Annotated in this window: 14 protein-coding genes; 1 reads left to right on the plus strand and 13 read right to left on the minus strand. The window is 51.5% G+C overall.

All coding sequences use genetic code 11. The features are described from left to right. Window positions 1-257 precede the first annotated feature (257 nt). Window positions 258-2,183, minus strand: coding sequence for an FAD-dependent monooxygenase (locus KDX31_17490; protein UTW03097.1), 1,926 nt, complete (start codon window positions 2,181-2,183; stop codon window positions 258-260). Between the two features lie 382 nt (window positions 2,184-2,565). On the opposite strand from KDX31_17490, the gene KDX31_17495 reads away from it, so the two are divergent. Further along, complete coding sequence (locus KDX31_17495; GenBank protein ID UTW03098.1) at window positions 2,566-3,837, plus strand: NAD(P)/FAD-dependent oxidoreductase; 1,272 nt, start codon at window positions 2,566-2,568, stop codon at window positions 3,835-3,837. 111 nt (window positions 3,838-3,948) lie between these two features. On the opposite strand, the gene KDX31_17500 is transcribed toward KDX31_17495, so the two are convergent. From KDX31_17500 to KDX31_17555, 12 genes are all read right to left on the minus strand, one after another. Further along, on the minus strand, window positions 3,949-4,482 hold the full coding sequence (locus tag KDX31_17500) for a hypothetical protein (GenBank protein ID UTW03099.1): 534 nt from the start codon (window positions 4,480-4,482) through the stop codon (window positions 3,949-3,951). A 53-nt stretch (window positions 4,483-4,535) separates the two neighbouring features. After that, window positions 4,536-5,381, minus strand: a complete 846-nt coding sequence (locus KDX31_17505) for a DUF3883 domain-containing protein (GenBank protein UTW03100.1) — start codon at window positions 5,379-5,381, stop codon at window positions 4,536-4,538. Between the two features lie 212 nt (window positions 5,382-5,593). Continuing rightward, a complete protein-coding gene (locus KDX31_17510; GenBank protein ID UTW03101.1) occupies window positions 5,594-6,505 on the minus strand; it encodes a cytochrome c in 912 nt (303 codons plus the stop codon). An 8-nt stretch (window positions 6,506-6,513) separates the two neighbouring features. Next, a complete protein-coding gene (locus KDX31_17515; protein UTW03102.1) occupies window positions 6,514-7,092 on the minus strand; it encodes a cytochrome c in 579 nt (192 codons plus the stop codon). Window positions 7,093-7,286: 194 nt separating this feature from the next. Further along, on the minus strand, window positions 7,287-8,417 hold the full coding sequence (locus KDX31_17520) for a GNAT family N-acetyltransferase/peptidase C39 family protein (protein UTW03103.1): 1,131 nt from the start codon (window positions 8,415-8,417) through the stop codon (window positions 7,287-7,289). 23 nt (window positions 8,418-8,440) lie between these two features. Next, a complete protein-coding gene (locus KDX31_17525; GenBank protein UTW03104.1) occupies window positions 8,441-9,889 on the minus strand; it encodes a RimK family protein in 1,449 nt (482 codons plus the stop codon). A gap of 174 nt (window positions 9,890-10,063) precedes the next feature. Beyond that, a complete protein-coding gene (locus tag KDX31_17530) occupies window positions 10,064-11,269 on the minus strand; it encodes an acetylornithine transaminase (protein UTW03105.1) in 1,206 nt (401 codons plus the stop codon). 478 nt (window positions 11,270-11,747) lie between these two features. Beyond that, the gene (locus KDX31_17535; protein ID UTW03106.1) at window positions 11,748-13,223 is read right to left on the minus strand and encodes a class II fumarate hydratase; all 1,476 of its coding nucleotides are present in this window, start codon (window positions 13,221-13,223) and stop codon (window positions 11,748-11,750) included. A 164-nt stretch (window positions 13,224-13,387) separates the two neighbouring features. Then, on the minus strand, window positions 13,388-14,527 hold the full coding sequence (locus KDX31_17540) for a flavohemoglobin expression-modulating QEGLA motif protein (GenBank protein ID UTW03107.1): 1,140 nt from the start codon (window positions 14,525-14,527) through the stop codon (window positions 13,388-13,390). Window positions 14,528-14,640: 113 nt separating this feature from the next. Further along, window positions 14,641-16,899 carry a phosphoenolpyruvate--protein phosphotransferase gene (ptsP, locus tag KDX31_17545; protein ID UTW03108.1) on the minus strand — a complete coding sequence of 753 codons (2,259 nt, stop codon included), beginning with the start codon at window positions 16,897-16,899 and terminating at the stop codon, window positions 14,641-14,643. A gap of 217 nt (window positions 16,900-17,116) precedes the next feature. Next, the gene (locus KDX31_17550; protein UTW03109.1) at window positions 17,117-18,640 is read right to left on the minus strand and encodes a glycosyltransferase family 39 protein; all 1,524 of its coding nucleotides are present in this window, start codon (window positions 18,638-18,640) and stop codon (window positions 17,117-17,119) included. A 287-nt stretch (window positions 18,641-18,927) separates the two neighbouring features. Beyond that, window positions 18,928-19,560 carry a 2OG-Fe(II) oxygenase gene (locus KDX31_17555; GenBank protein ID UTW05440.1) on the minus strand — a complete coding sequence of 211 codons (633 nt, stop codon included), beginning with the start codon at window positions 19,558-19,560 and terminating at the stop codon, window positions 18,928-18,930. Between the last annotated feature and the right edge of the window lie 56 nt (window positions 19,561-19,616).

The following is a 19,616-nucleotide window of genomic DNA, read 5'->3' on the forward strand; positions in this document are numbered from 1 at the left end:
AGTTACTGCTGCAACGAGTCATCGCTGTCTGATGTTAGCTACTGTAAAGACCCAAACTGAAATAAAGCTGAAACGAAACAAAAAACGCGAAAAATGTAGACGATCAATATTCAGTGTGTGTTCTTGTGAACGCTGATGGCAGCATAAAAGCTATCAGAAAGGCACAGAAGATTAAAATTCGGGGGTTAATAACCTAAAAAAAACAGGCACCGGATCGCTCCGGCACCTGTTTAACACTTAGCTAATTGCGCGTGTAATTATTTAGCCGCAGGCCGGTAGATCCCGTCAAACAAGGCGGCCAGTTGCTGATAGCCATCCAGCGGCAGAACCTGGGCAATATACTGATCGGGTCGTACAACAATCATACAGCCCTGTTCACGGTTGATACCGCGCATATCGTAGATATCGCCCAGTCCCTTGTGATCGACACAGAAGACTTTCTCATGATCCTGAAGACCGAGCCGGCCTTTGGTCGGGCAAAGCAGCGCTGGCATATCCTCGTAGGCAAGGGCGTCGAAGGTTTGCTGGAACACCGCACGCAGATCGATCAGGCCATCGATATCCTCATCCCTGCCGGTGAACTTCATCACCGGGGAATCTGGATCGTTCTGCAGCCAGTCGGCCAGTTTATGAATCGCCGAACCGGGGGCCGAACGGTCCTGCTGACCGGCAAAGGCATAGATGCGCCAACGGGTATCCGCCTCGGCCACATGACCCAACTGCATCTGTTTGGCATCGGCTAACCGCACCACCGGGGCCGAATGGAAGCGGCGGCCGATCTCTTCGCCACTGGCCAGTACCTGATAATCGGCCGTGCCAACCAGTGCGGATTCACCGTACTGCACCGCCAGCCCACCGGTAAACTCCAGGTTCTCTTTGAACTGACGCATAAAACGTGGCTCATCACCACGGTCGAGCTCAGATTCACCCGCCGGGGCCGACATAATACGCGCCCATTCGTGATCGGTATCCACCAGGCGTTTGGCCTCAGCCCAGCGCTCGGCAGAGTAACTGCGCAACAGGTCCGGCGCAGAACGCCCCTGAAGGACATGCACCAGTTTCCAGCCAAGGTTAAAGGTATCCTGCATCGACACATTCATTCCCTGTCCCGCCTTCGGGCTGTGGGTATGGCAGGCATCACCGGCGGTGAATACACGGGGATTACGGCTGGCAGATTCCCCTTCCGGCACATCGTCGAACCGGTCGGTCATGCGGTGACCAATCTCATAGATCGACCACCAGGCCACCTCTTTAACATCGATGCTGTAAGGTTGCATGATGCGGTTAGCCCCGGCGATCAGATCATCGACTGTAAAGTTGCGGCTAGCGACCCGCTCATCAGGGTTGAGTTTATCCAGCTCCACATACATGCGGAACAGATAGCCCCCCTCCCGCGGCAGGATCAGCACATTACCCTCATGGGCAGAGGTGATCAGGCATTTCTGACGCACATCCGGGAAATCTGAATTCGCCAGAATATCCATGACCCCCCAGGCCTGATGGGCCGCATCACCATGCAGTTCGCCACCGATCGCCCTGCGCACATTGGAGCGTGCGCCATCGCAGCCGACCACATAGTTAGCCCGGACAGTTTTGGTTTCACCGGCATTGATACCGGTGTTTTCCAGCGTCACCGTCACCGGGTAATCATCGGTTGTCGTGTCCACCGCAACATCAATCACAGACCAGCTATAGTCAGGTTCCAGCCGGGTCGGCGAGTTGCCCATCACCTCAAGGAACAGCTCATGCACCCGCGCCTGGTTAATCAGGATATGCGGCATCTCGGAAGAGTCATCAGCCACATCCTGCACCCGGCCGATGCGTTTTATGTGCGCCGGATTCTCCGGATCGGGCATCCAGAAATTGGTCTGGTTTACCCAATAACTTTCGCGCTTAACCTTATCGGCGAAGCCGAACGCCTGAAACATTTCCATTGTGCGGGTGTTGATGCCGTCAGCTTTACCCTTTTCCAGTGGCCCCGGAGCCGGGTCCACGATCATAGTGTCAATCTCAGGGAACCGGGACAGCTGCGCCGCCAGACACAGACCCGTCGGTCCGCAACCGGCGATTAAAACGTCGACCTTTTCCGGTAACGGCGCAAACTCGCTACGGTCACGACGCGTCGCTGTCGCGTTTTTGATATCGGGATCACCCCCACGAAAACCATCCACATAATACTGCATCGCTTACACCTTCCGATCTTCTTGTTATAAAGAGATAAGCACTGTAAACGATCACAGATATAGATAATAATCGATATTTAACGCCAGATATAAAGATTACGCATATATAAACTCTAACCTGCTGATAATACAGAAAGTCGCAGTGAGACGGGGAGCCATCAGAAGCGCCGCTGTTCCGTCAGACCTTCTGTCAAACCTGCTTAGTTAAGGTAAGGCCTCAGACCTCAAACATCAGCGGCTGCCAGCTCTGAACCCACTCCGACCTCTCTTCTTAGACCAATGTTTACAATGAGTGCATTGACTCTGGCTATATTTTGAACTTATATTAGATAAATCTAATAAATATAATACTTAAATAGAGAGGAATCTCTGGAGGAAGAGCATGGCGCATATCATCATCCTCGGTGCCGGTCTTGGCGGTGTTCCGATGGCCTACGAAATGAAGGACCTGGCCGGGCCAGACGATACAGTCACGATCGTCAGTGATAAGGATTACTATCACTTCGTCCCCTCCAATCCCTGGGTTGCTGTCGACTGGCGCAAGCGCGCCGATATTACCGTCCCTCTTGGCCCTCCTATGGCAAAAAAAGGCGTCGAGCTGGTTGTCTGCGCAGCTAAACGTGTACACCCAGAAACCAACGAGCTGGAGCTGGCAGACGGCACAAAGCTTATTTATGATCACCTGATTATCGCCACCGGCCCCAAGCTGGCTTTCGATGAGATAGAGGGGCTCGGCCCGGAAGGCTTTACCAGTTCGGTCTGTCACATTGATCATGCCGAGGTGGCCTGCGATAAATGGCAGGCCTTAACGGAGCAACCCGCGCCGATCGTGGTTGGCGCTGTTCAGGGGGCCAGCTGTTTCGGGCCCGCCTATGAAACCGCCTTCGTTATGGATTCAGACCTGCGCAAGCGCAAAATCCGTGATCAGGTACCGATGACCTTCGTCACCTCGGAACCCTATATCGGTCATCTGGGCCTCGACGGTGTCGGTGACAGCAAAACCATGCTGGAAAGCGAGTTGCGCAAACATCATATCAACTGGATCTGTAATGCGAAGATCGACCGGGTCGAAGATGGCCTGATGCATGTTATTGAATGCGATGAACTGGGCGAAGAGAAACAGCGCCACGCGCTGCCGTTCGGCTATTCCATGATGCTACCTGCATTTACCGGTATCGATGCAGTGCGCGATATCGAGGGGCTGGTGAACCCCCGCGGATTTATTGTCATCGATAAACATCAGCGCAATCCCGCCTATCCAAATATCTGGGGTATCGGTGTAGCGGTGGCCATCGCCCCGAAAAAACCCACCCCGGTGCCAACCGGCGTGCCGAAAACCGGCTTTATGATCGAGAGTATGGTGACCGCCACCGCCCACAATATCCGTGCGGTGCTGGACAACCAGGAACCGGAAAGCGAAGCCACCTGGAATGCGGTATGTCTGGCCGACATGGGCGACACGGGGATTGCCTTTGTCGCGATGCCACAGATTCCACCGCGCAACGTCAACTGGATGCGATCCGGCAAATGGGTGCATCTGGCCAAAGTCGGCTTTGAAAAATACTTTTTACACAAGATCCGCAGCGGCGTTAGCGAACCGATTTTCGAGAAGTTCCTGATGAAAATGCTGAATATAGATAAGTTGAAGAAGTAGCTGGAGAACAGAGCCGCCCGGAGAATTCTGGGCGGTTATATAAATCGCGCTAAGAACACTCGCAAAGTTTCATAAAAATAGCCTGTAAGGCTTTTCAAACTTATGAGTAATTTACTCTTCCATCTTAGGTAGGCTGTTACCTTCCAATGAAGCTATCTTTTTTCGCTTCCGCATACTGGAAAGATATGCTCCAAAAGTCATCAAATACGCAAGGCCTTGTCCACCAACCACATAGATCAAAAATTGCTTTACGCTAGCGCCACTCCAGCAAGCCAAGCCTAGAGAGAAATATAAAATTACGGCAGAAAGCCAAAAGGAAACAATCAGTTGTACTAATTGAACCTGATCTCTCTCTTGCTTAAGATCCGTTTCCTCGTCCTCATCGGCTTTCTGTTTATTTATATCATTCATCTTATCCTTCAGATCATAGGAATCTGAATGAACCGAAGCTACAAACAAATTTAGTAAAACGACAGGTAAGGTTATGGCTAAAGACAAAATAATCAATTTGATAGAGTCTAGGTCAATAAAGAGATCACGATCAAAATGAAAGATTATCAATGCTCCAGGAGAAACCGATCCTAGAAAAACAAACAAAAAAATGAAACTCTGCCTTATCGTAACTCCCTTTAATTCAGAAATCATATAAATCCTTTTAAATTAACAGCTTAAATAAAAACGCAATTTGAAAATAATATTCACACCACTCTAGCCATATACTCAGATGGCCGCAAATCACATAGTTCCTCTAAATTCCCCTGTAACGAAAATAACTTGGGATCTGCTCGATATTTAAATACACGGTACAAGTGGTAACGCTTGGCATTTGCTTGTGAAAAACGCAGCTCATTTGGTGTGACATAAAATGGCGTATTCTTACCGTTCTTGGTTGTCTTCGCTTCAATATAACGGTCTGAACCATTTTCCTCAAAAGACAGAACATCGAAACCTGCAGATGGTCCTTGGGTTACAGAAACCTGCTCTACCCTTTCAGCCAATGACTCTTTACCCGCCCGAATAAGACGCGCCCTTTCAAAATTCATAACAAACTGTTCACCTGCATCGCCCAATGCAATGTTATTCGCTTCTATTTCTAAGAAATTAACCTTCTCTGGTACATAAATAGCCTGGGGCTCAGCTACAGAGTTTGCACTAATATCGACAGGCTTAGGAGCTTCTTCATAGGCTGCCAAGAAGTCCTTAACGGATGGGATAGTAGGAGGGGCTTCAGCATCTTTTTTAAACAACTCATAAAGATCACGATTTCGAGCTAAATAACTGAAGACTTCATTAAATAAAGCACCTTGATAATTCCCAAGGGGTTTATAGCCTACGATACCCTGAATATCTTCCGACATGAGCACTGCACTAATGTTTTGATGCTTCATTTCAACAGAACCATGAGTACGATTGCTGAGTTGTTGAATAAGAGCACGACGATGCTCAGCTTTATTGTATTGCTCGCCCCTTAACTCAAGGCGGAGCATATTGAAGTAGTCTTGAACAACCGCCTCAATCTCAGATTCTGACCAATTCTTAGCCATTTACATCCCTGAAATCTAAAACTTATATCCACACTCTGCCTCTATTTATCCAAACTTTCAAACAGTTAGAGTGCATTTATGAAATAATGCTACATCCCCTACGGGGGCTTCCCACAACTCTGATGCTCATGCGCTACACAGCGCTCAGGGGTAGTCATCAGTAAAACGGATAAACGATTCGACGTTTGCTTAGCTTCCTCTGCAATACGCCCTCACAGGGGCTTAGCCGGCCTGTCACTCCTGTTGAGCAGATAATAGGCGATCGCATTCAGATCCCGTTGCTGCAGGTACGCAGTGCCTTCACGAACCACTTCCGCCATGCTGCCGCCGAACACATCGCCATCCGCTTTGACCCCGGTTTTCAGGGCGTACCCCAGATCCACCTCGCTCCATCCGGCCTCGGTTAAAGCCGTTGCCGTGATCGGTGGAATCTTGCCATCGTCTGCATCTGCTACGTCTCCACCGCTATAGAGTGCACTGTCATCCAGCGCCCCTAGCCGGTTTCTCGGGCTGTGGCAGGCGGCGCAATGGGTTGCGCTCTCAACCAGAAACTTCCCCCGGTTATAACGTTCATCTTTGTCAGACTGCGGCGTAAACCGCTGCGCCTCAAAATACAGTGATTGCCACAGATAGACGCCCCGGCGCAGATTAAACGGAAACTCCAGCTGATGTTCTGGACTGTCCTGAGCGACCGGCGGTACGGTCTGAAAGGCAGCCCAGAGATCGGCAATATCCTGATCACTGAGCCGGGTATAAAACTCGTAGGGAAATGCCGGGTAATAGGGTTTGCCCGACGGTGAACGCCCGTGACGCAATGCGGTGGCAAACTGCTCCAGATTCCAGCCACCTATACCCGTTTCCACATCCCGGGTCAGGTTGGGTGGATAGAAGGTACCAAACGCTGTTTCCATCGGTGCACCACCCGCCAGTGCCGCACCAGCGCCTTTGCTGTCGGTATGGCACGCGATGCAACCACTGGCTCTGGCCAGATAGGCTCCCCTGGAGACATTGCCCGTGCCGGTAGTCAGTTGCAGTTCTGGAAAAGTGGCCAGCAGTGGCAGACTGAACCAGCCGCCTGCTGCTGTCACCAATAGCAACACAAGCAGCAACCCGGGCTTCTTCATAAGCAGGCTCACTCTTCTTCGCGATAGCGCTCGTGGCAGGATGAACAGTTATCAGTCACCATCTGGAACACCATGCTGGCGGGCATCTGAGCCAGTTGCTCCGGATCATCCATCATATGCTCAGAACCACCCATCATGCTGCCGGACCCCATCATGCTATCTGAGCCCATCATGCCACCGGAGCCGCCCATCATATGGCCGGTATCACTCTGTTTATTAGCTGCGGCCCGGTACAGACCTTCCGCCAGTCTGACCTGTCGGTCTGCCAGATTTTTAAACCGCTGCCACTCGTCCCAGATCAGTGGCTTAGCTTCAGAGTGGCCTGACAGGCTGCCTTCGGGGAACAGTTTCGTCATGGCATCCCCTGAGTGCATTTTAATGATTTCGGCGGCGTGGCGAATGGTGTCTGCGTTGTAGCCGGTCTGGCCTTTAAAGATAGCCGCCACCGCCTTAACAGAATCCTTCATCTCTTCCATCAGATCCATCCGCTCTTTAACGATACCGGTGGCGCCACCATGGGCAGCAACCAGTTGCGCCGTAAGCGCCGTCACAGCCATCAGACATGCGGATAATATGATTTTTTTCATCGTAACAGGATTCCCGTAATCAGTAAGAATATAGCCTAACCGTTTGCTGTATGGATCAGAATAAAGAACCGCGAAGAGGGAATAATCGCTTTTACCCTACCCAGGTACACCCGCGACAGTTGACGCAACGCTGCCAGTATAAAGGTTCCGATCGGTGGCATGTCAACCGCACGGGATGCCCCGGGAGAATCTATCTATCTGCTGCGCTTTTTAATCGCCAGTGCGGTTCTCAGCCGTCCACTGCCGAAGGCGGACATTTTATCAAAATCCTCACGGGTGATGGGCAGATACTGGTTGTCGATCGCCAGCTGACTATCATCCCCGGCATCGGGATCGTGAACATAGAAGCAACGCTCATCAATCCCGGTCACCGCCACCCAGTGGGGGGCTTTCTTACCATCCAGCCGGAAGGTACTGATCAAAATAATCACCGCATATCCCTCCTGCAGCCAGTCTGAGATGCGCTGCTGACCGATCTCAGCATACACCACACGTATATGCGTATCCTGCCCGGTTTTTTCCACAAACTGCTGATGCACAACCCCCAGCACCTCTTTCTTATGGGCCGAACGGACGCCCTCGACAAACAGCGGGCCTTCGGTGTTAATCAGCACGTCAACGGAAAATCCCCGCTGACTGGCAGCCAGTGCCAGCCCCAGTGGATGGCAGCCGCCATGCCCGGTGGTCATAAAGATCGTGGTAGCTTCGCGCCAGATATCCAGCTCCTGCTTCTGATCCACCACCAGCGTTTCATCGAGACTGGCCATCGCCATCATCAGCGCAGCCGGGCCACAGGTAAAAGGGGTGGTTTGCTGATACCAGGGGGTCAGGTGCTGGGTCTTATCGATGCTCAGATAACGGATGGTTTTCTGCATCCGTAACGCATCGGAGTGATCTTCATAATAATCATGGTATTCACCAAATACCCGATAGCCACTCCTGCGATACAGCGCCACCGCTGCAGTATTGGATTTAGCCACCTCCAGCCGCATAAACAGATAACCCCGGGCGGCGGTGGCCGACCCGAGCTCACTCATCAGTCGGGCTGCTGTGCCGGACCCGCGCATCTCTGGCAGAATCGCCAGAGAGTACAGCCGCGCCAGACGGGTGCCTTTATGACACCAGACCAGCCCGTAACCCACCACCTTGTCCTGCTGAACCGCGACTATAAATTCCCCATGGGGTGCTTTTATCCAGTTGCGCAGACTGCGGCGGTGCAGACGATCACCGTCAAAACAGCGATTTTCTATCTGTTCCAGCGTGTCGAGATCATCGGCGGATGCCCGACGAAAGGTCACGGCCTGGTGTTCCTGTGTGGCGTTCATCAACGGTTATCCTGAATCATGGCCTATCGCCCCCGCAGCTCAAAGCGACGCAGAAACTCATACATAATCTGCATATACAGCTCTTCACCCAGATAGAGATCTTCCACACCGCTGTCGATACTGGGGTTATCATTGACCTCTATCACGTAGGCACATTTATCCACCTCTTTGATATCAATACCGTAGAGACCATCACCCACCACCGCAGCCGCTTTTAACGCAGCATCCAGCACTACCCGGGGTACCTCAAAGGTCGCCAGGGTGTCAAAGCCACCGGAAAAGTTGCGCTTCGATCCATGGTTATAGATCTGCCAGTGGTTGCGCGCCATATGGTAGCGGCAGGCATAAATCGTCCGCCCGTTCAGCACCCCGATCCGCCAGTCGTAGTCGGTAAACATATATTCCTGAACCAGCAGTAGTGCAGATTCCTGGAACAACTGATCCAGCAGGGTTTTCAGCGCTTCCCGGTTTTCTGCCTTAAACACACCTTTTGAAAACGATCCCTCCGGGAGCTTTAACACCACCGGAAAACCGAACTCAGCGGCAATACTGTCCAGAGTGCCCTCACTGGCTTCGGTGATCACCTGAGTTTTCAGACTGGGAACTTTCTTGTAGTTAAACGCATCGTGCAGATAGACCTTATTACAGCAACGCAGTATCGAGCTGGGGTCATCCAGCACCACCAGACCATTCTCTTCAGCCTCACACGCCAAACGGTAGGTATGATGGTCTATGGCTGTGGTTTCACGAATAAACAGGCCATCAAACTGGTTCAGATGGTTTAGCTCATCCGCAGTGACGGTTTGTGCCCGGATGCCAAATTTTTCTGCCGCTTTAACAAACCGGCCGATCGCCCGTTTATCACTGGGTGGCACCTTTTCCTGCGGATCGACCAGAATCGCCAGATCCCAGCGGTATTTTTTACCGGCGCCTTTCTTATGCCAGCTTATCCGGGCGTATTCATCCATCACGCCAAGGGCAAAACTGAGCTGTTCCGTGGACAGGGATGACAATGAGCAGCGAATCAGGCGGATATCAATACCCGACTCACTGGCACTCAGCGTCATCTCCAGCAGGGGCGCCGGGAACTGCTGAAACGCTTTACTGGCAATTTTTTTCAACCGCGGGTCTTCAACCATTCCCATACAGATAATATGACTGTCTGCCGAGACCGGCTCTTCAGCCAGCCCGGCCAGCAGAGCGCTGCTTAGCCACAAACCGGAACTCCCCCGGCTGCGCAATGCGTTGATCACTTTAACGCTGGGTAGCACCTGATGCTGCCGGGCTTCCGCCAGCAGAGAACAGTAATAGCCCTTACTGAGATAACGCTCGGTATCACACAGGTTAATGATGCGGATTTTGGGCTCACCCAGTTTGGGGTAGTCCCGCAGATAGGTTTCAAATGTCAGAGTATTTGCCGGCAGACCCGACAGGGAAACGTCATCATCCACCACGAAAAGAGTTTTATACATATGTCAGTCCAAAGGGTTTGGGGCGATGCTTGAGCACATCAGTAACTGACGGTTTGGGCACCCCACATTCACAGGGTTATTAAACAGTTTTTAATTCAGGGATATCCCTGAAGCGTTGTTGTTACCGCGCCCTTCGCAGGTTTTTTATCCACAAAGAGCGCACTATAAGAGCGATTATTGTTCAGCAGCCGTCAGCGTTGTTAAGACACCGGCCAGCAGAGCCATCCCCTGATCTACCTCTTGTTCGGTGAGCGTCAGTGCGGGCATAAACCGCAAAGAGTCTTCCCTTGGCGCATTCAGTAACAGACCGGCATCTCTGGCCAGCTCGACAATCTGAGGGGCTGACAGCTGGCCGGTGTTGATCGCCAGTAACAGTCCTTTGCCCCGCGTAGTCCCCAGGCCAAACTCTTTAGCCAGAACGGCCAGCTGCCTGCAAAAATAATCGCTAACCCGGTTAACCTGCGCCAGAAAGCCCTCAGCCAGTACTTGCTGCAACACGGCCGCTGATACCGCACACATCAGCGGATTGCCGTTGTAGGTGCCGCCCTGATCACCATAATCAAAACAGCTGACCGCTTTGTCGATCACCATCGCCGCAATTGGCACCCCCCCACCCAGACCTTTACCCAGGGTCATAATGTGCGGGGCAGCCTGATATTGCTGATAGGCAAACAGACTGCCGGTCCGGCCAATACCGGTTTGCACCTCATCGACAATCAGTAGCAGATTATGCTGTTTACACAGCGCATCCAGTCCGGCAACAAACTCAGCAGTGGCAGGAATAACCCCCGCTTCACCCTGAATCAGTTCAAGCATAATCGCGACTGTCTGACCATCAATTGCCGCTTCAGTCGCTGCCAGATCATTATAGGGTACCTTGGTAAAACCACTCACTTTCGGCTCAAACAGCGGCGCAAACGCTTCTTTACCGGTGGCCGACATGGTGGCCAGTGTCCGGCCATGAAAACTGTGCTGGAAAGTGATGATTTTAAACGCACCACTTTTGTTTTTCTGACCCCATTTCCGGGCCAGTTTAATCGCACCTTCATTGGCTTCTGCACCACTGTTGGTGAAGAACACCTGATCAAATTTTGAGTTCTCACACAACAGTTCAGCCAGTTCCAGCATCGGCTGATTAAAAAAAGCCGGGCTGGGGTTAATCAGCTGTGCCGACTGTTTGATCAGCGCCTGCTGCATCACCTGTGGACTGTGGCCCAGTGTATTGACGGCCCACCCCTGAACCCAGTCCAGATAGGCTTTGTCATCCTGATCGAACAGATAGTGCCCCTCTCCGCGCAGAAAACAGAGTTCAGGCCGTTTGGTAATCGGAATCAGGTAGTTTTGCTTCGCTAAAACATCATTAGCAGATGGAGAAATCATTCGGGTATTCCTTCAAAAAATAAAATTCGGGCATCACCGCTCTTGCACATCCATGCGCCCGCGGCATACCGTACGTCCTGTACAAAAAAAAAGCCGCAGGGGTTACCTGCGGCTCTTTGAGTATCTTCCTGGCTCAGACGATCATCGTCGTCGGACCACCACACCCAAACAGACACAGGGATACGATACATGGCGTCGCAATGTATTGAGGTAATCTGTCGCGGATACGAGGGTGTTGATAAGTAATGTCATAGTGAGCGGAGTATCGGACGAATTACTTTGCCGGTCAATACTCCTTATTAACTTTTCAAATGAAATATTGGGCCGTCATATTGCCAGCCAAACCCGAATCAAAAACAGACTTCCCGAAGACTTAACACTGCTGAGTTTTGACACTGTGCTTGTGGCGGCATCGCCTGAAAACCACTGGCCGTAATCCCCCCCTGTAACCCTGTTCAAACGTTCAACATCTGCGCGGTTATCCCATTAACTGCTGATCCAATACATCTTTCATCAGTTTTTCAAAATCTGACTGTGGGTAATAACCCAGCGCCTCGGCGGCAGCTCCCAGTGAGCAGTTTTTTATATGTGCCTGATGAACAATAGCGGAAGCGACATCGTAGCCTATCTGTGGAGCCAGCAAGGTGATGGTTGAAAGGTTATGGGTCATATTCGATGCAATCTGCTGCTGATTCAGCGACAGACCCGCCACACAGTTACGCGCGAATGAGTTCATCGCATCGGCCAACAATTCGATGCTTTCCATCAGGTTGTGAACAATCACCGGGCGACAGGTGTTCAGCTGCAACTGCCCCTGACTTGCCGCCATGGATACGGTCAGATCGTTGCCGAACACCTGCAGGCACACCATGCTCAGCGCTTCACACTGGGTTGGGTTGACCTTGCCCGGCATGATCGAGCTACCGGGCTCATTAGCGGGCAACTGCCACTCATTCAGACCGCAGCGGGGACCGCTCCCCAGCAGGCGAAAATCATTGGCCAGTTTAAGCAATGCTGCGGCTAGCTGTTTCAGTGCAGCACTGAAACGCAGTGAATCATCCTCCCCGGAGACCGCAGCATAAAGATTTTCATGACGGCTGAAAGGCAACCCATAACGCTGCGCCAGACCCGCAGCAACATCGGCCCCAAAGCTATCCGGCGCATTACTACCCGAGCCGACTGCGGTGCCGCCTATGGCCAGCTTATAAATACCCTTGAGGCTCTCGTTAATCGCCTCTCTGGCCGCTTTCAACTGACTTATCTGGGCCGACAACTCTGCTCCGACGGTTACCGGCAGGGCATCCATAAGGTGGGTACGCCCCACGGTATAGGTAGCGGCAAACTCTGTTTGTTTGTTACTCAGGGTCTGGGTCAGATGATCCAGTGCAGGCAAGAGTTCATCGTGGCTTTGCTGGGCCACCGCCAGATGCATCGCGGTCGGAAACACATCATTAGAAGACTGGGACATGTTGACATGATCATTGGGATGGATTGGCGTCGGTGCTTCACTTTTTTGTCCCGCAGGCTGCAACAATGCATTAGCCAGTGACGTGATCACCTCATTCACATTCATATTGGTCTGAGTGCCGGAGCCGGTTTGCCACACCCGCAACGGAAACTGGTCACGATGGTTACCGGCCAGCAGATCATCACTGGCCCTTAATATGACATCATAGTGACCGGCTGAGAGAAGCCCCTGACGATGATTAACATCCGCACAAACCCGTTTTATGTTCACCAGGGCATCGATAAACCGCGCGGCAAAACGTTGATTACCAATGTTAAAGTTGATCAGGGAGCGCTGTGTCTGCACGCCCCAAAGCGCACCTTCATCGACGGTGACCGGCGCAAAATAGCCCCCGCTCCGGGAGGCTTTACCGCGGTGTTGTTTTGCAGAACTAACAGACTCTTTGGCAGTACTTTTAATACTATTTTGAGTATCGCTTTTTTTCATGACCCCTCGCCTCGCGGTATTAGCAGAGGCAGCGTCAGAACCGGTCGCCAGCGATACAATCGCCGCATCGGTAGCGTATCAAGTATTCACTTAAAACACTCAACTCCGGGGGCTGAAATGATTGCCTCCGCTGGTTAAACCATAGACTAAACAGCAGCAGTTCACTACTTAATGGCATGAGTGATGAATTTCTGAATCGCATCGTTGTCTTGCGGATGAGCGATCGCGGGACTGATCAGCTCAGGCTTTAGCAGATAGCCTTTTTCTATAAGCCCGCTGATTACCGATAAGTGCTCAATTGAAACTTTACCCGCCAGAAGATTATTAAAATCAGGACGGCTTTCGTAGGCATTGAGCATCTGGTGCAACCCCTGCAGATAAAGATAATCTTTTGTAAAGCCGCCACCCCGATAGACCCGGGCGGTAATGGTGAAGGCCTGATCATCGGCAACATCATGCTGTTCTTTTAGAAACAGGAAGGTTTTTTTGAAGTCGCTTTCCTCGATCATCGATTCAACCGCCAGCACCCTTAAAGCAAGTACTTTTAACCGGGGCAGCGTCATACATCCGGCAAGATATTCGCTGAGTATCGCCAGGCCCTCCTGGGTCATGGTATTGACCGGGCACCCCATCGACAGAATTTTCAACGGCTGATTACGGGCATTCAGGGTGGTGACCAGATGCACCCCCAGCTCATGATGCGCCAGTGCATCCACCTCCGTTTCTGATGCCTGGGCAGTGCTGTTTACCTTCACGGTGGTGCCGGACACCAGCGCATTGGCGATCATGCTGTCGTCCAGCTTTATCTGATACTGATAGCCTTCCGCCCGGGCAAATTTCTCCAGCCGGGCGACAATCTCATCAGCGCACAGGATCGCATCTCGGTTCGGTTCAATATCCGGCAGATGCAGAATGAAGTTAGCATTACGGATATCTTTTTCGCTGGGCTCACCATAGTAACGGAACGACTCATAGAGAAAATCCGGCGTCCCGATCGATTTATACTGATCAATCTTATCCACATGGGACTCAATCACATCGCTGTATAGCTGACTCAATTCAGCTTCAGCCAGTTTATCGACCGGAAGGTTAAACAGGCTGCGTTTGAGACAAAAAGAGTCCACCTTCTGAGTGGAGTAGACAAATTCAGGGTTGCGGGAGAAGCTGGACTCAAAAAATGCAGCCTTCTCCAGCCGGTAATTCAGCGGACTGACGCTTTCAATAATATTGATGCCTTTTACCAGCTCGTAAAGCTCATTATCCAGGCTTCGCAGCGGTGCTGTAATCAATTCAGCTGAACTCATAATTTTGTCCTTCCAGAATGCCCCGGAGTCTGATCTCTTTTTTCATGTACGCCATGGGTAAGCACCCTCAGGCCGTTTTCAAGCAACGCCATGACGTTCAATGCGGGCGATCTCTACTTTTGTGTACTGTCATTAAATAGTAGCTGCTTTGATGCAAGAAATTGCTGCCCCAACTGACGAATGGCGGTTGCATTATCCTGTTCAAGCGCCTCAGCGAGCAGCAGCTCCGCCTGCGCTCTGGAAACCCCACGCAGAATCCACTTAATCAGCGGAATCTTAGCGGCACTCATACTCAGTTGCTGAATGCCCATACCCAGCAGGAGCATTACCGCGACCGGATCTGATGCCATTTCGCCACAGACGCTCACCGGCAGATTCATCTTCTTCGCCATAGTGCTGATACGCATCAGTTCGTGCAGCACCGCCGGATGCAGAGAGTCGTACCATTTACCTACCAGCGGGCTGTTGCGATCCAGCGCCAGAAGATACTGACTGAGATCGTTGGTTCCGATGGAGATAAAATCCAGCTTGTCTCGCCAGAAAGGCAGCAGGGCGATACAGCTGGGCACCTCCACCATAATACCAACCTTAGGCCGACAGACCGGCACGCCCTCCTCCAGCAACTGATGATGCACTTCACTGAGTATTGCCAGACACTGATCCAGCTGCTCTGTAGAAGCGATCATCGGCAACATCAGATGTACATGCTCACTCCCGGCAGCCGCTTTCATGAACGCACGTAACTGGGTAATGAGCAAAGGCTGATTATCCAGAATATAGCGAATCCCCCGCCACCCCAGTGCCGGATTATCCTCTTTAACCAGCGGCAGATATGAGAGTGGTTTGTCTGCACCGATATCCAGAGTGCGGAAATAAACAGGTTTATCTTTATAGTGACTGATCAGACTGCGGTATATTTTTTCCTGGTCATCTTCTGAGGGCAGACTGGACCTGATCATAAAAGGGACTTCAGTACGAAACAGACCGATACCTTCTGCACCGAATTTCAGCCCGGGCAGGACATCCGCTTGCAGCCCGGAATTGGCCAGCAGGGTAACTCTGACATTATCTGTTGTCACCGCTGGCAGCTGACTATCGGCCTGTAACCGGTCCGCCAGAGACTGCCTTTCAGAGATAATTCGTTTGTACTCTCGCAGCGTCGACCTTCCGGGAGAACAGATTACCTGACCGGCATCCCCGTCAACCACTATCGGTTCACCGTTCTGAACCGAAACATCCCCTAACCCCATCACTGCCGGAATCCCCAGAGCGTTGGCGAAGACCGCGATATGAGACAACGATCCCCCGGCAAAACAGACAATACCCGCCAGCCGGTCAGTGGTCAGATTAACAATGTCAGATACACTGATCTGGTCGCCCACCAGAATTAAAGGGTCACTCCCTGACGGGGTCTCCGTCTCAGAGGTCCGCTGCCAGATCTGATAAAGCTTCGCTCCCAGCTGTTCAATATCCTCATGACGGGCTCGCAGATAGGGGTCATCCATCTCCTTAAATTTATCTGAAAAAAAACTGACTGATTGTCGTATCGCCCAGGGAAGCTGAAACCCGACAGCGATCTCATCCAGAATCCGCTGTTCAAATGTGGCATCTTTCAACAGCAACTGATAAGCATCCAGCACTGAAGCCAGGCCCTCTCCCAGGGTATCCTTTACCGTGTCCCGCTCCTGCCGAAGCTCATCCATAGCCTCCGTTTTCAGATTCGCCCAGCGCTTTTTCTCAGCCGCAACATCATCCGTTTTCAGCTTCTGAATATCGAAAAGCTTAGACTCTTTACGAATAAACGCGGTCCCCAGGGCAACCCCCTGCGCACCACTGATCCCCTGATATAACTTAACCTGAGAAGGCGTGACAAACAGATCTTTTGAATAGGTCGAAATCAGCATCGCCAGATGTGTTGCCAGCGTTGAGAGTAAAGCGACATAGTCGGACAGTAATACCTCAGAGCGACGGCTCTGAACAACCAGAACTCCATTAACCTGAGCCCGATAAACTAATGGCACACCGCAAAAGCTGTGAAACTGTTCCTCTTCAGAGTTCGCTACATAATAATAGCCAGGATGCTGATCCGGATCTTTAATATTGATCGTATTCTGCAGTTGCATCACCTGACCAACCAGACCCTGTTCAGACGGTATTACAACCGGATGCTTACGAATCAGTCCACGACTGGCAACCAGTCTCAGACTATCATCGGGCTGTCTCAGGTAAAGACTGCACACATCAACCAGCAGCGTTTCACTGATGGCCTCAACAATGTGCTGAACCTGTGCCTCAATTGTATTCGCTTTAGCTGCTGACTGAATAATCTGTGTGAGTTTCGTGAACGCACTCTCACTGGAATTCTGATTCATAACACACGCCTTAATATAGACAACCCGATCAACGTTAACTTCCGGTCTGCTCACAACACAATATGGCTATCGCGAAACGGGCAATGACATCCCTTACAGATTAAGTTTATATCGTTCCCGAAGCATCATGACAATCAATTAAAATCACAGTAACCCACTGACGGGTGAGCGTCCGCTTAATCACTCCGGCAAAGCCTGACAACGCATGCCTGACGCCTCAGCTTGTCCCCGGCTGATTACACGACATCTCAGAACTGAGCAGCACAAAACCGATACGATACTCGCCACTGTCCGTATATTGATAGGGCGCCCTGATATAACGCGGTACGGCATCAGTGACAGAAATACCGATGGAATCAAGATAGCGGGCGAGGCCTGCCGGCATCTCATCGTGGCGGGTTGCTTGCCAGGCGATCAGACACTGCCCTTCAACCTCATCTGTACGCGGATCAGCGAAAAAGCTTTCAGTTTTCGGGCTCAGCAGCCGCGCTCCGTCAAAATAGAGACCGATATTAGCGGCGGTGAGGTTACTGTCGCCAATAATAGTCCCGCCGCTAAAACCTTGCTGCTTTAACTGTGCCGCAAGCTCCGTAGAGGGATACTGCATCCGGTTTGCATTGCGCTGAATATAGGGTGCCAGCCAGAACTGACTGAACCTCAGCACGATTACGCTTACCGCGAAGAATATCAGCACAGAACGCAACAGCATTTCGCGGCGGGACGAGAAGCCCGCCGCTTCAGCTCGGCTGAGCAGATACAGCGGAAATAAAATCAGCAGCGGCTGAAACCAGCGACTCTGAAACTGGGTAGCCCCAAACACCACGATCAACACCAGACACACTAATATCGCAGCAATCAGCAAGCGGGCTGCCAGAAGCCGGTGAATATTGGCATTATTGGCCGGTAACGGCCGGTATATTGAAGGAAAAAGCAGCGTCAGCACCAGCCACACCAGAATCAGGAACTCAGCTGAATTCTTCGCCAGACTGGAAAAACCGCTGACTACGCCATTCAGATACCCCGCGTCTCTGCCTTCGCCGACCTGATTGCTGATAAAAGTCCTGATCTCGTCCAGATGTTCGATAGCCCAGAGCATGTGCGGTGCCAAAAGCAGCAATGCAATAACACCTGAAACGATAATGCGCGGATCAACAACCAGGCTGCGGTACTCCCGTATCGACAGGGCCGCAAGCAGCAGACTCAGGACCAGCAGCCCGAAACTGTATTTAGCCAGCATACCACTGGCCAGTAGCACTCCCAGCACTATATAGCCCGTCAGGGAGCGATTCTGATAGATCCGTATTACAGTGTAGAAAGTCGCAGCTGCTATCGCCGTCGCCAGCACCGTATGAGTCAGATCTCTGACCGACTCCCAGGCGATACTGGGAATCAGAAACAGTGAAAAAGCAGCCAGCATCGCTATGCGCTGATTGTCGATCAGTTTACCTGCCGTCAGCCAGCTAAACAGATAGATACAAAACAGCGGCAGCGATTTCAGCAATGCCAGAGCAAGAACCCCAGCCCCAAACATCTGGAAAAATAACCATTGTAGCCAACTATACAGTGGTGGCTGAGTGTTATATCCCAGTTCAAGCTGCTGCCCCAGAATCAGCTGCTCGGCTTCATCCAGCTCCAGTGTGCCGCCCATAGCCAGACGCACAAGCAGATGAACCAACACATAGCCTGCCAGTAAGAATAAAAAAAGACGGGGTGAGGCAATGGCTTTAACAGAGCTGGACACCGGCAGTCCTTAATCTGAAGAGGTAGAGTTAACGATGTTGTCACTGAGACGGGGAACCCGAATACTGCTATTGCTGACAGCTTTTTCAGGCTGACCTGGAAGCCTGAGCAGAACAGAAAGCCCCTGTGTAACCGCTGCAGATGTGGGCAAAACCGATCAGTGAACGCCAAGAGTTCTGTGAATATTAACATCTAATTGTTAATTATTGTTTACAGATAAGACGCTGACAGACTTTGCATTATTGGGGCGATAAAGCCATCACGCCCTATACCCGAACAACACCAGCCTCAGAAGGCAGGATCGACTCTGTTGCTGTCAGAGGTATTGATGCGATACCAGCCGGCAATACTATAACGGTCAGTCAGGGTCGGCAGCACCTCATGGGGAAACTCTTCACTGAGGAAAACCACCAGCGTACCAAACTCAGGCTTTACCGTAAGCAGCGGTTGATTACTTTTTTCCGGATAGATGAGCAGCTCACCACCGTCGGCATCGGTCCAGTCCGGGTTAAGGTAGGTAACCACCGTCAGCACCCGGTTCTGCTGCCCTCTGAAGGCATCGAGATGCACTTTATAAAAATCCCCGGGATGATAATGTGCATAATGACTCTCAAACGAAAATAACCCCAGAAACAGTCTTCTGTTCAGCGCCTGCTGCAGGCCATCAGCCCATAAAAGCCAGGCTTGCCCGGCAGCAGTGGTGTTATCAATCCAGCAGATTTCATCGCGACGAATCGTTTCAATATTCTGATGATCGGCCTGACGGCCAATACCTGCACGGCTGAAGTTCTCTTCCGGCAAACTTCTCACCTCAGAAGCCAGCGCTACGCCAAGCGCTTCAGGTAGCGCATTACGGATGACACAAAAACCCTGTTGATAAATCTCATTAGCGATGCGGTCAAACAACTCACTGGCTGACATCTGCGTGCTTCCCATTCGTCACACTACCCAGAAAATCGCATTTGATAGAAAAACAA

The organism is Amphritea atlantica (genome assembly GCA_024397875.1).
GTDB classification, from domain to species: domain Bacteria; phylum Pseudomonadota; class Gammaproteobacteria; order Pseudomonadales; family Balneatricaceae; genus Amphritea; species Amphritea atlantica_B.